Here is a 14,667-nt window from a genome sequence, read left to right as displayed (position 1 = left end):
CCACCGCGCGCCGGGCACCGACCGGCGGGCCTCGGCAAGCATCCCCTCGCTGAAGTCGACCCCGGTGACGGGGCCCGTGCACACCTGCCGCAGCACCCGGTCGACGCCGGCCCCGGTGCCGCAGCAGAGGTCGAGCCCTGTCTCGAACGGGCCGAGCGGGCGCAGCGCGCGAGCGGTGGCGTCCAGCATCTCGTCCGGGGTACGGAACGGGCTGCTCTCGAACTTCGGCGCGAGCAGGTCGTAGCCGCGCTGTGTGGACGACATCGCTTGTCGGACCAGCTCGGAGAAGCCCGGCCCTTCGGGGGAGATGAACAGCGTCACACCCCTCACGCTAGCCGGAGCAGCGGCGGCATGACTCCGGCTCGTCGATCGCGACCGTCACGTCACCACTTCCCTGCCGCACAACGCTCACGACGGCCTCCGCATCAAAGGCCGGGCGCCGCCCGTACGGCATTCTTTCAAACCAGAAAACGCGTTTCATTGCCTCCTCTTTGCTGTTTGGTGCAGGATCGAGAACCCGAACACTTTCGTTTCTCACCGCCGGATCTGTCATGTCGGGACAATCATGCAGCGATCCGGAAATCACAAACAATTCCCCGAAGGGCCGTGCACAATGCGCCTCCTCCATTGCTTGAAGACGCTGACCAGGAGCGAACTAGCCCGTGCGACACCGCAGTTGATGCGGTAAGGCTTATAGTTGAGCGAGGCATCGACAACTTCCTGCTCACGAAGTGGAAATCGAGTCAGACGGGCGATCCGCGAACCAATGTGTCCATATTGGTTCGTTGACGTGTGATACGTTCCTGCATCCGTATTTGCGGACCCGGTGATCTTTTGTCCGATGCAGGGTGGGCCATTCCGCGCCACCCTGGGCCGGATTGTCACTGCAGATGTATTGGCGTCTCTCCGCACCTCGCCTGTGCGACAGACGATGGAGGGCGCCGACCATGATCCGCAGGACCTTTACGCCACTCGCCCTCGCTGGGCTGCTTGCCTCCACACTCGCCGCCTGCAGCGGCGGAATGGACGGGAAGGGAGGCGAGGGAAAGACCATCGTGGTGGGCACGACGGCGAAAGTCGCGGTCACCCGGGACACCCCGGCGCCCTTCGACCCGGCCGCGTCCTACGATCTCAGCTCCTGGAACATCATGCGCAACACCTTCCAGACGCTGCTGAGGCCGCCCCGTACGGGCACCCAGCCGGTGACGGACGCGGCAAGGAGGTGCGACTTCACCGACAAGCGGAAGCAGCAGTACATCTGCACCATGCGGACCGGGCTGACCTTCTCCAACGGGAACCAGCTGACCGCCGAGGACGTGGCGTTCTCCGTCGAGCGCCTGCTCCGCATCAACCACCAGGGCGGTCCGGCCTCGCTGCTCAGCAACGTCGACAAGGTCGAGCCCCGCGTCGGCAACAAGGTCGCCTTCCACCTCAAGAAGCCGGACGCCACCTTCCCGTTCAAGCTCGCCACCCCCGCTGCCGCCATCGTCGACGGCCAGACCTATCCCTCCGACCGCCTCGTCAAGAACTCCAAGGGAACCGGCTCCGGGCCGTACGTACTTGACGACTTCGACACCAAGGGGCACAAAGTGCTCCTTTCCAGGAATCCGGATTACAGGGGCGGGGCCCAGGCGAAGAACGACAAGATCGAGCTGCGCTTCTTCGACTCCGCGAATTCCATTCAGAAGGCGCTCGACTCCGGTGACATCGACATGATGAACAGCGGCATCTCGTCCCGCTACATCAAGCGGCTGGAGGCGGACCCGGAGGATCAGATCGACCTCGTGGAACAGCCGGGACAGGGCGTGCGCTACCTCGTCTTCGACACGGAGGACAAGACCGTGGGACGGCGGGCCGTGCGGCAGGCCTTCGCCCAGGTCATCGACCGCAAGCAGTTGGTCAGTGACGTGTACTCGCGCACTGCTGAGCCGCTGTACTCCCTCGTTCCCGGCGGCCTGCTGGGGCACAAGAACTCCTTCTTCAACGAGTACGGCGAGCCGAGCGTCAAAGAGGCGAAGCGCACCCTTCGCAAGTCCGATGTGAAGACCCCGGTGAAAATCACCCTTCACCGCCCGAAGGTCCCCCGAGGCAGCTCGTCCGCCAAGGAGTTCGCGCTGCTCGAGAAGCAGCTGAACGACACCGAACTCTTCGACGCGACCGTCAAGACCGAGTCCCCGACTTCCTACAGCTCGGCGGCGGCGGAGGGGAAGTACCAGGTCTACGCCTACGCCTGGCTCCCGGACTTCCCGGACGCGGAGAACTTCATCGCGCCCTTCCTCGAGAAGAACAACGTCCTCAACTCCCCCTTCACCAACAAGGAGATCAGCAAGGAACTCATACCGCGGACCCGGACCGAGCCCAACCGTACGGACGCCTCGACGAGTTTCGCCCGTGCCCAGGACATCGTCGCCGCGGAGGTCCCGGTGCTGCCGTTGTGGCAAGGCAAGGAGTACATCGCGGCGCACGACGACATCACAGGCGTGGAGTGGGCGCTCAACTCCTCGTCCCTGCTGCAGCTTTGGGAACTCGACCGCGGCCGGAGCAACTGACCCCTGCCACGACCGTCTCCCGACTCGGCCGACGCGTGACCGAGCCGGGCCGGGGCCGGGCCGGGGCCGATGAAGACCTCGGAAGCCGGCACGGGTGAAGTCCCGCGCCGGCTACGGGACTTCACCCGTGCCCCGAGCTGAAACCAGGGTCGCGCTCAGTCGTCCCGATGGCCGGCCATGTTCAGGATGTTGCCGTCAGGTGCGCGGACGAAGAACCGGCGCAAGCCCCACGGTTCGTCGGTGAGCGGATGGACGATCTCGTACCCGCGCCTCTGTGCCTCGGCGTATGCGTCGTCGACGGCCGCACCGACCCTGACCGAGGCGACGGGATTCAGGGACGCGCTCGCGTCGCGTGTGAGGAGCTGGACCTCCGCACGGCCGTCCGGCGACCGGTACCGGGCCACCCAGCCGAGGTTCATCTCCTCGACGCTCAAGCCGAGATACCCGGTGTAGAAATCGCGGGCGAGCGCGATGTCCGGGACGACCAGGTTCGCTGTGATGCCGGTGGCTTCCATCGTTACTCCTCGACAGTGACAGGCTTTCCGGTGGCGCGATCAGGTGCACGCGCCTTGCAGCCTGCCACCGAGGTGCGGAATCCGACCCGGCGAAACACAAGTGCGGCCGTCACCGGCGGCCTCGCTTCGGGATCGGCCTGCACCAGTCGAGCGGCACGGCCGACGTCACCGTTGCCAGGCACAGCACGCGAGTTGAGGACCCCGGCCCGCCCGTCCCGGCCGAAACGGCACGGCGTGCGATGCGAGCGGCGTGCGCCTTCCACTTCGATCCGCCGGTTTATGCGCTCTGCGCATGCGCCCGCCCCTTCACGCTCTGTCGGCGTGCTCTCGTCGCTTGCTTAGCTCGGTCCTGCGCACGGCCCCCGCGCTCGCCCCGTACGTTCCGCCTCACTTCCGTTCAGCTTCCCGGAGGGAATGTGTCAGCACCGGACACCGCCACGGACAGCCCGCCCTCGAAGCGCCCTGACAGCAACCTCGGGCGAAGCCCTCACGGGTCTCGGCGTACGGGCCGCGCGGCAGCTGACGACGACCACCGGGGCGGGACGCGGCGCCCGGCCTGAACGCCGGTTTGCGGGCATCGACAGGGCCGCCGTCGTCGAACACCTCGTGACCGCCTACCACCGCTTGCCGTTCTCGTGCCTGACGCAGCCCGGATCCCGGCGAACGTCCAGCTCGCCCGGACTGCGGACCGACCGTGTGGAGTACGCAACCATGAGCACCTCCCCGAACGTCACCGCCGCGTTCTCACCGCCCGGCCCTCACAGTCCCGCCCCTGCCATCCGGGCCCGACGCGGAGGAGCAGTTCCCGGCCTGAGGTACCGGCCTGCCGCACCCGTCGACCCGGAGAAGGTGGCGGAGCTCGACCGGAGGCTGCAGGCCTGGGCACGCCGGCTGGACTTGTTCCCCCCGGAATGGACAGGGGACTTCACGCAGTTCCAGTTCGGCCGGGCAGTGGCACTGCAGCACCCCGCCGCCGTCGACATGGAACGCCTCACCGTCGCCGGCAAGCTGCTGATGGCCGAGAACATCGTCGACAGCTGCTACTGCGAGGAAGACGAAGGCAGAGGTGCCGCGCGCCGCGGCCTGGGGGGCCGGCTCGTCGTGGCCCAGTCGGCGCTCGATCCGTTCCACGCAACTCCCGGGCTGGAGGAGGAATGGCGCCGGGGAGTGCAGTCCGACAGCCCGAGGCGCGCGTATCACTGTGCCCTGAAGGAGTACGCCGCCGTCGCCACGCCGAGTCAGACCGACCGGTTCGTGCACGATGTCGCCCGGCTGCACCTGGGCTATCTGGCCGAGGCCTCCTGGGCGGAGACCCGGCATGTGCCGGAAGTCTGGGAGTACCTGGTGATGCGGCAGTTCAACAACTTCCGCCCTTGCCTGTCGATCGTCGATGCCGTGGACGGCTACGAACTGCCGGAACCGCTCTACGCCCGTCCTGAGATCCAGCGGATCACCGCTCTGGCCTGCAACGCCACGACGATCGTCAACGATCTGTACTCCTTCACCAAGGAGCTGGCGAGCGACCCCGATCACCTCAACCTGCCCCAAGTGGTGGCCGCGAACGAGAAACGCGGCCTCAAGGCCGCCTACTTGAAGAGCGTCGAGATCCACAACCAGATCATGGAGGCGTTCGAGACGGAGTCCGCAGCCGCGTCCGCCGCGTCGCCCCTCATCGAGAGGTACACCACCAGCCTGGCCGCCTGGGTGTCCGGAAACCACGAGTGGCACGCCACGAACACCGACCGCTACAACCTGCCCAACTACTGGTAGCCGAAGTCCCTCACCGTCCCGAAGCACCACAGCAAGGAGCCACCGTTGACGACCTCTCCCATGCGCACCGCCTCCGCGCCGATCCCGAACCAGTCCACTTACCAGACCCGCGTGGCGGACTACTGGAACGCCGAGGAGAACCCGGTCAATCTCGAACTGGGAAAGATCGACGACCTGTACCACCACCACTACGGCGTGGGGGACGCCGACCGGTCCGTGCTGGACGAGCCGGACGCGATCAAGCGCCAGGACCGGATCACTCGCGAACTGCACCGCCTGGAACACGCCCAGGCCGAACTCCTCGCCTCCCATCTCGGCGAACTCTCCCCCACCGACCGCGTCTTCGACGCCGGCTGCGGACGCGGGGGAGGCAGCGTGGTGGCCAACCTGCGGTACGGCTGTCAGGCCGACGGCGTCACGCTCTCCACCAAGCAGGCCGACTTCGCCAACCAGCAGGCGCGCAAGCGGGGCATCGACGACAAGGTTCGCTACTACGAGCGCAACATGCTCGACACCGGCTTCGCCTCGGGTGCGTACGCGGCGTCGTGGAACAACGAGTCCACCATGTACGTCGAGCTGGAGCTGCTGTTCGCCGAGCACGCGCGGCTGCTTCGCCGCGGTGGCCGCTACGTGGTGATCACCGGTTGCTACAACGACACTTACGGGCAGGCCTCCCGTGAGGTGTCTCTGATCAACGCCCACTACATCTGCGACATCCATCCCCGTTCGGCGTACTTCCGCGCCATGGCCCGCAACCGGCTCGTACCGGTGCACGTCGAGGACCTGACGGCCACCGCGCTTCCCTACTGGGAGCTGCGCCGGGAGGCCGACCACCTGGTCACGGGCATCGAGGACAGCTTCGTGAACGCGTACCGCAACGGCAGTTTCCAGTACCTGCTGATCGCCGCCGACCGGGTGTAAGGGTCCGGAGCCACCACGAGAACGGTCCCGTGTGCTGATGCGGAACGGCTGCCGTCTCCGAGGCGCGGCTCAGCGAGTGACAACGGTGACCTCGGTCGCTTTGACACTGGTCCACACGCTGGTGCCGTCGCCGAGTTCGAGTTCGCTCGCCGCCTGGGGGGTGATCTCGGCGATCACGTCCGGGACTTCGGGCGAGGTGATGACGACACGGAGGCGGCTGCCGACGGCGGTGATCTCCCGGACGGTTCCGGGCCAGACGTTCCGAGGGCTGCCCACTGGGCGCTCGCGGTGCACGGCGACGGCCTCGGGAGCGATGATCGCCAGAGCTTCCGTCCCTTCGGCCATGGGGTCTGCGACGAGGAGGGTGCCCCCGCCGCTGAGTGTGAGAGCGCCGTGCGAAGTGGCGCTTCCCGGCCAGGCGTTGCGGCCGAGCATCCGTGCCACCCAGGGAGAGCGGGGGTGCCGGGAGACCTCGCCGGGTGTGTCGTGCTGAAGCGTCCGCCCTGCGTCGAGGACGAGCACGCGGTCGCCGAGCGAGATGGCCTCGACGGGGTCATGGGTGACGATCAGGCAGACGCCGCCGAAGCTTTCGAGGTGGGTGCGCAGGGTGTGCCGCACCTGGGCGCGGGTGGTCTGGTCGAGGGCGGCGAGCGGCTCGTCGAGGAGGAGCAACCGCGGGCCGGCGGCCAAGGCCCGTGCCAGGGCGACGCGTTGGGCTTGACCGCCGGAGAGCTGGGAGGGCTTGCGGCGCGCGAGGTGGCCGACACCGAGCCGGTCGAGCCAGTCCTGCGCGGTGCGGCGTGCCTCTCTCCGGTGTACGCCCTTCGTACGCAGGCCGTAGGCGGTGTTGGCGATTGCCGTCAGGTGCGGGAAGAGGGCACCGTCCTGCGGCACCCAGGCCACGCCGCGCCGGTGCGGGGGAAGAGCAGTGAAGTCGGCACCACCGAGGCGGAGTTGGGCGTGAGCGCGTGGAGTGAGCCCGAGGAGGGCGCGCAGGAGGGTGGTCTTCCCGGCGCCGTTGGGCCCGACCACGGCGATCGTGGTGCCCGCCGGGGCGTCGAGGGTGACGTCGTTGAATCCGGTGATCTCCGCCTGCAGTGAGCACTCTCGCTGTGGAGCTGAGGGTGCCGCAAAGTCGTGTGGGGCGCTGCCTGCGCCCTCTGCCGGCTCGGTGTTTCCCTCCGGCCGATCTACCCTGCTCGTGGCGCGGTTGCCGGTGGCGCCCGTCCAGCGGCCGCGCAGTGCGACGAGGACGGCCATGGCGACCGCGAGCAGCAGCAGGGACACGGAGGTGGCGGCCTCCGGCTGGTCCTGAAGGAGCAGGTAGACCTGGAGCGGAAGGGTCTGGGTCGTACCGGGGAGGTTGCCCGCGAAGGTGATGGTCGCGCCGAACTCACCGAGTGCCCGGGCCCAGGTGAGGGCGGCGCCTGCGGCCAGCCCCGGGGCAACCATGGGGAGGGTGACGGTGAAGAACACCCGTACCGGCGAGGCTCCGAGAGAGGCCGCGGTCTCCTCGTAGCTGGGCCGGAGCCCCGCGAGAGTGCCTTCGAGGCTGATGATCAGAAACGGCATTGCCACGAACGTCGCCGCGACGACGGCACCCGAGGTGTGGAAGGGCAGGACGATGCCCAACTCGCTCTCCAGCCACGGTCCGAGGAGCCCGCGGCGGCCGAATCCCAGCAGCAGCGCGACACCGCCCACCGTCGGCGGCAGCACCATCGGCAACAGCACCAGCGAGCGCACCAGCGCCTTGCCCGGGAAGCGGACCCGGGCCAGCAGCCACGCCAACGGCACGCCCAGCACGAGGGAAAGCCCCAACGCCCAGAACGACACCAGCAGGGAGAGCCGGAGCGCCTCGGTGACGTCGGGACCGGTCAGATGGGAGCCCAGCTCGCTCCACTCGGTCCGGGCGAGGATGCCGGCCAGCGGCAGCAGCAGAAACGCGACCGCGACCAGAGCGGGCACCACGAGAACGGCCGGGGTGCGGGTTCCGGGTGCGCGGAGGCGGCTCATCGACGGTTCCAGGCTCGGGAGTTGAGGGAGTCTGCGGCTGCCTGCGGCCTGGGGCCGTCCGGCACTGGGCCGGCGGCGCCCCAGGCACGCGCGACGCGACTACGGCTTCTGGAAGCCCGCATCGCGGAGGAGCTTCTGCGCCTCAGGGGTGCTGAGCCACTTCACGAATGCGGCGGCCTCCTTGGACTGTTTCGACGACTTCAGGGTCGCGGCGGGGTAGGAGGCGACGGCGTTCTCGTCATCGGGGACCTTGACGGCCTCGACCTCGTCGGTCGTGGCGGCGTCGGTCTTGTAGACGATGCCCGCGTCGGCCTCTCCGAGTTCCACCTTGCTCAGGACAGCACGGACGTTGGGTTCCTGGGAGACGGGCTTGACGTCGACCTTCTGCGCGTCCAGCACCTGCTGGCTGTAACGGCCGACCGGTACTTGAGGAGCGGCGAGGACGACCTTCAGCTTCGGGTCGGCGAGGTCCTTCAGGTTCTCGACCTTCTCCGGGTTGCCCTTCTCAGTGGCGATGACCAGGCGGTTCTTCGCGATGATGGTGGAAGAGCCGACATCGGACCTCAGGCCGTCCATGGTCTTGGTGTCCGCGGTGACCAGCGCGTCGGCAGGAGCACCCTGTTTGACCTGAGCGGCCAGCTCCTGTGAACCGGCGAAGGAGAACGTCAGCTTCGTCCCGGGGTTCTTCTTCTCGTAGGCCTTCCCGGCGGCCTTGAAGACGTCGGTGAGTGAAGAAGCTGCCAGGACCGTCAAGTCGGTCTTGGACGCACTGCTCGAACCGTCCTCGGCGCCGCTGCCCTTCTCGTCGCCGCCGTCGCTGCCGCAGGCGGCCAGCGGCACCAGGAGCGCGGCGGCGGTGAGCGCGGCCGCGGTGCGTCGCCGTGTAAGCGTGGATGACATGAAGTTGAGGCTCCTCGACGGTGCGGATGGAGTGGTGCGGGCGGCGGGCGAGCTGAAGGGGGAAGGGAATCCAGGCACCGGTGCGATCAGGTGAGGTCGATGTGCACGTTGGTCGACTTCACCCTGGCGACGGCCTGCATGCCGACCTCCAGGCCCAGCTCCTCCACGGCCTCACGCGTCAGCAGCGACACGAGCCGGTGCGGGCCGGCCTGGATCTCGACCTGTGCAGCGACATCACCGACCTTGACGGCGGTCACGATGCCGGGAAAGGCGTTACGGGCCGAGGTGTAGGACGCTTCCTCCTCCCCGATGCCGCCCTGGCCCACCTCGATGGAGAAGGCGGCCAGATCCTTGCCTTCGATGAGGCGGCGGCCCCCCTCGTCGCGGTGGGTCGCGACCTTTCCGGCATCCGCCCAGCGTCGCGCCGTGTCAGGACTGACGCCCAGCAGACGAGCCGCCTGACCGATCGTGTAACTCTGCATCCGCGCAACGTAAGCGCCACGCCTCGCATCTGCAAGACGTCAGAGGCAGTCGCATGGCAAATACCACCCGATTTGAGGCGCCGCATCGCAACAACGCGTGGCAACAACGGTGCCGCAGCACCCCGTCGCAGTGAACCGCCGGGACCGATCGCGGAATGAGGGGAGCCGGGATGAGAGTGCCGACGGAGTCTTCGCCACCCGTTCCGCAGTCACCGCGCTGAACGGATCGACGGGGATCGCCGCTACACCGACCGGTGGCCAAGGACCGTCGGCCAACCGGCCCGTCGCCGGTTGTGTGCACCAGGTCGGCGAACGACTTCAGGAAGGCCCGTTCACAGGGCGTTTCGTCCAGGAGACCGCGGACCTGGTCCGCATAGCCGGCGGCGACGGCGTCATAGGACGCCCGGGTGTCTGCCAGCCAGTCCTCAATCCCCACGTCCGGACACGGTAGTTCAGACGACCCGGACGCCCGTCCTCCCGAACGGGCTGCCTGCTCAGCTCTGCGACTGGCCGATGTTGACCATCCAGGGGATGCCGAACCGGTCCGTGCACATGCCGAAGACGTCGCCCCACATCTGCTTCTCCAGGGGCACGGCCACGGAGCCGTCGGCGGACAACTTCTCCCAGTAGCCCCGCAGTTCGGCCTCGTCGTCCCCGCTGAGACTCACCGAGAAGTTGTTGCCCGGGGTGTGCTCCATCCCCGGCGGGGTGTCGGCCCCCATCAGCGTGAAGCCGCTCGAGGTCTCCAGCATGCCGTGCATGATCTTGTCGGCGATCGGGGTGCCGGCCTGGCCGGCTTCACCGAATGTGTTCAGGGCGAGCGTGCCGCCGAAGACCCTTGGTAGAACTCCATCGCCTGACGGGCGTCGCCGCCGAAGGTGAGATACGGGTTGAGACGCGAGGCCATGAGAAACCTCCTGAATCGGAAAAACAGCTGGATTCCGACATTAGCCCGAACTGCTGACAACGGCACCCTCGTGGACGCCGACAACCCTCGGGGCAGCCTCTGGGTCCGCCGTCCCGGGCCGAGCCCGGCCCGGCGGAGCACCGTCAGGCCGGGTGGAGCTCGCAGGCCGCGGTCGTCGCGGAGGTCTCCGGCGGGGCCGGTGCGCTGACCCCGGTCACGTGGCCGGAGGACCGGACGACCCGGGTGGCGTCACTCCGCCGGGACGAGCCCCTTGTAGTCCACGAGCCCCGTGTCCTCCAGGACCGTGATGTGATCGAGGACGACGGAGTTGGCCCTGGTCGTCAACGACCGCACCATCGAGTTGCGGGTCTGGTCACGCACCAGGCCGATGAGGCCGAAGACCGTACCGGCCTGCCTCCGCAGGTCGTTGACGAAGACCCTGTCGAACTGCGCGCCCTGAGCGTTCTGGATCTCTTTCAGGTACGCCTGCTGATCGCCTGTCGGCTCTGACGGGAGCGGGACGTTCAGCGTGCGGCCTGCCTTGATGGCTCGCTTGTCCAACTCCGTGTGCCCGTCGACGAGATGGTCGCCCGCCGTCCGTACGGACCTGCGCGTGCCCCGTTCCTTGGCGGCTTCGCCGGCGGGCAGCTCCCACAGGGCTGCGGCGCGCACCTTCTGGATGAAGTCACGGTCGAGGGGGGTGAGAGGCCCGTATTCGGTCTTCCAGGTTCCCTTGCCGTCGTCCTGCCAGCCCGACCGCGCGACGGCGATGGACCGGTTCCCGTCGAACCAGTGAATGGGAAGCAGCAGGGCAGCGAGGGTTCCTACGACCGCGAGAACGATCAGCATCGTGCCGACCGCCCGCCCCGACGTCATGGCGGACCGCATCCGCCCTCCTCTCCAGACACATATTCAAGGTGCGACGGACGTTAACGGGGGTGTGAGGATGTCGTCGAAGCTTCGTCCCGACTCGACAAGAACCGTTATACACAACGCCCGAGACTGCTAGAGGGGGTACCCGGTACACCGTTCTCCGGGTGGCGTGCATCCGTCAGCGTGCGTGGCGCTGTTCGATCTCCCCGCGAGGTCGTCGACTCCGGCGAATTGATCTTCAGCGGATGCATCGAGTCCTCTGCTCGTGGCCTCCGTCTGCACCGGTACGGGCGGGCGCTGCCAGCACGGGCGGGCGCCGTTCCAGGCGCGCGACCCGTCAGCCGGAGCCCGACGCGTGCCCGCCCTGCCCCGTGCCCGGAGGCTTCTGCGCGCCGGGCTCGTCCGATGCCGCAGCGACGAGCCGTTCGCCGAAGATGCCGCAGGCTTCTGTGAACTGCGTTCCCTCCGCGATCCGGAAGTCCGCGTCGAGGAAGGCGAGGTGGAGGACCAGCCACTGCCAGGAATCCAGCGCGAGGGTGACGTCGGTTCGCCGGTCGCCCACTGGACGGATCTCGGCGTCCTGGAACTTGAGGGCGTCGGCGACGTCCGCAGCGAGTGCGTCGACCTGGAGCCTGACGGTCTGCTTGCCCCTGTTCAGCCCCTGCCGCAGGTACTCCGACGCCGACCCGGCCGGCAGCGGCCGCGGCTCGTACCGCTCCCCGGTCCGCAGCGGCTCGGTGACCCTGTCCAGGCGGAAGACCCGCCAGTCCTGGCGTTCGAGGTCCCAGCCCAGCACGTACCAGCGCAGGAGGTGGTGCACCTGCCGGTACGGCTCCACCCGCCGCTCCGTCCGTTCTCCGCGGGCGCTGCTGTAGGTGAACGTCATCGTCTCCTGGCGGGCGATGGCGTCGGCGAAGAGGCCGAGCTGCTGGGCGGTCACGCTCGGAGCGCGCTGGGGGCTGGTCTCCAGGCTGGAGCGGAGAGCCAGCGCGCGAGGGCGCAGCCGGGCGGGGAGGAACTGGTCCAGCTTGCCGTAGGCGCGGGTCGCGGCGTCGTCGATCCCTCCTCCGGTGGACGGCCCGGTGGCTGCGAGGGAGGCGAGTGCCAGGAGGGTGGCCACCGCTTCGTCGTCGTCCAGGACGAGCGGCGGCATGGTCCGCCCTGCCGCGAGCCGGTAGTAGCCGCCGGGCCCCGGCCGGGTCTCGACGGGATACCCGTAGCCGCGCAGCCGGTCGACGTCCCGGCGGAGCGTCCGCGGACTGATGCTCAGGCGCCGGGTCAGCTCCTCTCCGCTGAACGACCTGCCCGTCTGCAAGGTCGACAGCAGGGCCAGCATCCGCTCCGTGACGTCCGCCATGACCAGCAGCCTCGCAGCCGTCGCGGTCAGGATGTGGCCGCATCTGCTCCTAGCCTCCGAGTCATGACGCAGCGAGCCATCGCCCTTCGCCGGGCCCGCACGAACAACCTGGCCGACGTGGACGTCGACGTCCCGCGCAACCGGCTGGTCGTCTTCGTCGGTGTCTCCGGCTCGGGAAAATCGTCACTGGTGTACGACACGATCGCCGCCGAGGCCGGATACCAGCTCAACGAGACCTTCCCGCCGTTCGCGAGGAACCGGCTGCCGAAGTGGTCGCGCCCGGACGTCGAGCACGTCGAGGGGCTCACCCCGGTGATCGTCATCGACCAGCGCCGGATCGGCGGAAACGCCCGCTCCACCGTCGGCACGGTCACGGACGCCTGGACCTTCCTGCGCCTGTTGTTCTCCCGGCTCAGCCGCCCGCACGTGGGGGAATCGAGCCACTTCTCCTTCAACGAGCCCGCCGGGATGTGTCCGGCCTGCTCCGGCCTCGGCGAAGTGGTGGTCAGTGCCGTGGACCGTTTTCTCGACCTGGACAAGTCCCTCGCCGGCGGCGCGATCCGGCTGCCCGGCTTCGGCAACGGCGGCTACTGGTACTCCCAGTACGCCGACATCGGCACCTTCGACGCCGGCACCCCGCTGAGGGAATGGAGCCCGTCCGAACGCGAGGCGCTGCTGTACGGGGGCGGGGCGGCGGCCGAGCTCGGCCGCAGGCCCCCCAAGGGGTACGAGGGGGTGGTCGAGCGGTTCGAGCGGATCCACCTGCACACCTCCGACAACCTGTCCGAGCGCAAGCAGGAGGCCATTCGCCGGTTCACCCGGGCCGCGACCTGCTCGGAGTGTGCCGGTGACCGCCTCAACGACGCCGCCCGGACGGCCACCGTGCTCGGTCGCACCATCGGCGAGATGTCCCGGCTGGAGATCACCGAACTGCTCGGCCTCGTCGAGGAGATCAGGTCCCCCCGGGTCGCTCCCGTGGTCGCCGCACTGACGTCCCGGCTGGAGGCGATGATCACGATCGGACTCGGCTACCTCACACTGGCCCGGGCGACCACGACGCTCTCCGGCGGCGAGTCCCAGCGGATCAAGACGGTCAAGCACCTCGGATCCAGCCTCACCGAGATGACCTACGTGGTGGACGAACCGACCGTCGGGCTGCACCCCACCGACGTGGACTCGATGATCAAGCTCCTGGAGCAGCTTCGCGACAGCGGCAACAGCGTCCTCGTCGTCGAGCACGACCCGGCTGTCATGGCACACGCGGACGAGATCATCGAGATCGGACCGGCCGCCGGCGCCGGCGGCGGCCGGCTCGTGTTCCAAGGGACGTTCGCCCGGCTCCGGGACTCGGGCACGCCCACCGGACGCGCCCTGGGGCGGCGCCGCCCGGTCAAGCTCGACCCCCGTGCCGCCACGGGTGGCATCACCGTCGCGGACGCCCGCCGCAACAACCTCCAGCACGTGACCGTGCGGATCCCCACCGGCGTGATGACCGTCCTCACCGGCGTCGCGGGATCTGGAAAGTCCAGCCTCGCCGATGAGTTGGCGGCCCAGCACGAGGCCACGGTGATCGACCAGAGGCCGGTGAGCACCAACCGGCGTTCCACGCCCGTCACGTACACCGGCATCGCCCCGGCCGTCCGCAAGCTCTTCGCCAGGCACAACAACCATGTTTCCGCCGGGCTGTTCAGCGCGAACTCCGCGGGCGCCTGCCCCGACTGCAAGGGGCTCGGGGTCGTCCACACCGATCTCGCGTTCATGGACGGCCAGGAGATCGTCTGCGAGACCTGCCGCGGCCGCCGCTTCACCCCGGAAGTCCTCGCGCACACCGTGAACGGGCTCTCCATCGCGGACGTCGGCGACCTCACCATCGACCAGGCCGTCGCCCGGCTGCCCGACGACGACATCTCCCGCGGACTGCACCAACTCGCCGCCGTCGGCCTGGGTTACCTGCGCCTGGGACAGTCGCTGAGCACGCTGTCAGGAGGAGAGTGCCAGCGGGTCAAGATCGCGAAGGAGCTTCGTGAGGCGGAGCTGCCCACCACCTACGTGCTCGACGAGCCGACAACGGGGCTGCACATGAACGACATCGACACGCTCGTGGACGTCTTCGACCGCCTCGTCGAGCAGGGCCACACGGTCGTCGTGATCGAGCACAACCTCGACGTCGTCCGGCAGGCCGACTGGCTGATCGACCTCGGCCCCGGGCCGGGCAAGCACGGCGGGACCGTGCTCTTCGAAGGCCACGTCGCCGACTACACGCACCGTGCGACCCCCACCTGTCAGGCCCTCACACGCACCGACCCGGGGGCGGGGAAGGCCCGTTGAGCGCTGGGGCGTCCCCCGGCCGCACCGGGCAGGCGGATCCCGCGCTCAGTCG

The 14,667-nt window shown here is 68.6% G+C and carries 12 protein-coding genes and 1 pseudogene; 4 read left to right on the top strand and 9 right to left on the bottom strand.

The genetic code is table 11. From position 1 onward, the window contains the following. Positions 1-264 (bottom strand): class I SAM-dependent methyltransferase (locus H5J26_RS04285; RefSeq protein ID WP_181764322.1); only part of this gene is annotated, 264 nt, incomplete at its 3' end. Positions 265-331: 67 nt separating this feature from the next. Continuing rightward, positions 332-628 carry a hypothetical protein gene (locus H5J26_RS04280; protein WP_181764316.1) on the bottom strand — a complete coding sequence of 99 codons (297 nt, stop codon included), beginning with the start codon at positions 626-628 and terminating at the stop codon, positions 332-334. 319 nt (positions 629-947) lie between these two features. Between H5J26_RS04280 and H5J26_RS04275 the strand changes: the two genes are divergently transcribed. Then, positions 948-2,549: an ABC transporter substrate-binding protein gene (locus H5J26_RS04275; RefSeq protein ID WP_181764315.1), complete on the top strand. Its 1,602-nt coding sequence runs from the start codon at positions 948-950 to the stop codon at positions 2,547-2,549. 155 nt (positions 2,550-2,704) lie between these two features. Here H5J26_RS04275 and H5J26_RS04270 read toward each other — a convergent pair whose 3' ends face one another. Continuing rightward, positions 2,705-3,064, bottom strand: coding sequence for a VOC family protein (locus H5J26_RS04270; RefSeq protein ID WP_181764314.1), 360 nt, complete (start codon positions 3,062-3,064; stop codon positions 2,705-2,707). 711 nt (positions 3,065-3,775) lie between these two features. On the opposite strand from H5J26_RS04270, the gene H5J26_RS04265 reads away from it, so the two are divergent. Next, entirely contained in the window at positions 3,776-4,834 is a 1,059-nt protein-coding gene (locus H5J26_RS04265) for a family 2 encapsulin nanocompartment cargo protein terpene cyclase (protein WP_181764313.1), read from the top strand. Positions 4,835-4,894: 60 nt separating this feature from the next. Next, positions 4,895-5,755, top strand: coding sequence for a geranyl diphosphate 2-C-methyltransferase (locus tag H5J26_RS04260; protein WP_181764321.1), 861 nt, complete (start codon positions 4,895-4,897; stop codon positions 5,753-5,755). Between the two features lie 69 nt (positions 5,756-5,824). Here H5J26_RS04260 and H5J26_RS04255 read toward each other — a convergent pair whose 3' ends face one another. The 6 genes and pseudogenes from H5J26_RS04255 to H5J26_RS04230 all read right to left on the bottom strand — a co-directional run bounded on the left by H5J26_RS04255 (position 5,825) and on the right by H5J26_RS04230 (position 12,287). Beyond that, positions 5,825-7,768, bottom strand: coding sequence for an ABC transporter permease (locus tag H5J26_RS04255; protein ID WP_181764312.1), 1,944 nt, complete (start codon positions 7,766-7,768; stop codon positions 5,825-5,827). A gap of 99 nt (positions 7,769-7,867) precedes the next feature. After that, a complete protein-coding gene (gene modA / locus H5J26_RS04250) occupies positions 7,868-8,668 on the bottom strand; it encodes a molybdate ABC transporter substrate-binding protein (protein WP_181764311.1) in 801 nt (266 codons plus the stop codon). An 86-nt stretch (positions 8,669-8,754) separates the two neighbouring features. Next, entirely contained in the window at positions 8,755-9,150 is a 396-nt protein-coding gene (locus H5J26_RS04245; protein ID WP_181764310.1) for a TOBE domain-containing protein, read from the bottom strand. A gap of 494 nt (positions 9,151-9,644) precedes the next feature. Continuing rightward, positions 9,645-10,057 (bottom strand): annotated as a pseudogene (locus H5J26_RS04240) (VOC family protein). Between the two features lie 249 nt (positions 10,058-10,306). Next, positions 10,307-10,945, bottom strand: a complete 639-nt coding sequence (locus tag H5J26_RS04235) for a DUF4142 domain-containing protein (RefSeq protein ID WP_181764309.1) — start codon at positions 10,943-10,945, stop codon at positions 10,307-10,309. Positions 10,946-11,267: 322 nt separating this feature from the next. Then, a complete protein-coding gene (locus tag H5J26_RS04230; protein WP_181764308.1) occupies positions 11,268-12,287 on the bottom strand; it encodes a helix-turn-helix transcriptional regulator in 1,020 nt (339 codons plus the stop codon). A 63-nt stretch (positions 12,288-12,350) separates the two neighbouring features. Here H5J26_RS04230 and H5J26_RS04225 point away from each other — a divergent pair, with 63 nt between their 5' ends. Then, a complete protein-coding gene (locus tag H5J26_RS04225; RefSeq protein ID WP_181764307.1) occupies positions 12,351-14,615 on the top strand; it encodes an ATP-binding cassette domain-containing protein in 2,265 nt (754 codons plus the stop codon). Positions 14,616-14,667: the final 52 nt, after the last annotated feature.

It is taken from the genome of Streptomyces albidus (ex Kaewkla and Franco 2022) (assembly GCF_013870515.1).
In the GTDB taxonomy this organism is placed as follows: Bacteria; Actinomycetota; Actinomycetes; order Streptomycetales; family Streptomycetaceae; genus Streptomyces; species Streptomyces albidus.
Note: the sequence above shows the minus strand (reverse complement) of the source record. Positions and strands in the feature narration are given on the sequence as shown.

Excerpts from the sequence above, each read along its gene's own strand:
- H5J26_RS04280 (WP_181764316.1), bottom strand. The coding sequence starts at position 628 with ATGGAGGAGGCGCATTGTGCACGGCCCTTCGGGGAATTGTTTGTGATT.
- H5J26_RS04275 (WP_181764315.1), top strand. The coding sequence starts at position 948 with ATGATCCGCAGGACCTTTACGCCACTCGCCCTCGCTGGGCTGCTTGCC.
- H5J26_RS04270 (WP_181764314.1), bottom strand. The coding sequence starts at position 3,064 with ATGGAAGCCACCGGCATCACAGCGAACCTGGTCGTCCCGGACATCGCG.
- H5J26_RS04265 (WP_181764313.1), top strand. The coding sequence starts at position 3,776 with ATGAGCACCTCCCCGAACGTCACCGCCGCGTTCTCACCGCCCGGCCCT.
- H5J26_RS04260 (WP_181764321.1), top strand. The coding sequence starts at position 4,895 with ATGCGCACCGCCTCCGCGCCGATCCCGAACCAGTCCACTTACCAGACC.
- H5J26_RS04255 (WP_181764312.1), bottom strand. The coding sequence starts at position 7,768 with ATGAGCCGCCTCCGCGCACCCGGAACCCGCACCCCGGCCGTTCTCGTG.
- modA (WP_181764311.1), bottom strand. The coding sequence starts at position 8,668 with ATGTCATCCACGCTTACACGGCGACGCACCGCGGCCGCGCTCACCGCC.
- H5J26_RS04245 (WP_181764310.1), bottom strand. The coding sequence starts at position 9,150 with ATGCAGAGTTACACGATCGGTCAGGCGGCTCGTCTGCTGGGCGTCAGT.
- H5J26_RS04235 (WP_181764309.1), bottom strand. The coding sequence starts at position 10,945 with ATGCGGTCCGCCATGACGTCGGGGCGGGCGGTCGGCACGATGCTGATC.
- H5J26_RS04230 (WP_181764308.1), bottom strand. The coding sequence starts at position 12,287 with ATGGCGGACGTCACGGAGCGGATGCTGGCCCTGCTGTCGACCTTGCAG.
- H5J26_RS04225 (WP_181764307.1), top strand. The coding sequence starts at position 12,351 with ATGACGCAGCGAGCCATCGCCCTTCGCCGGGCCCGCACGAACAACCTG.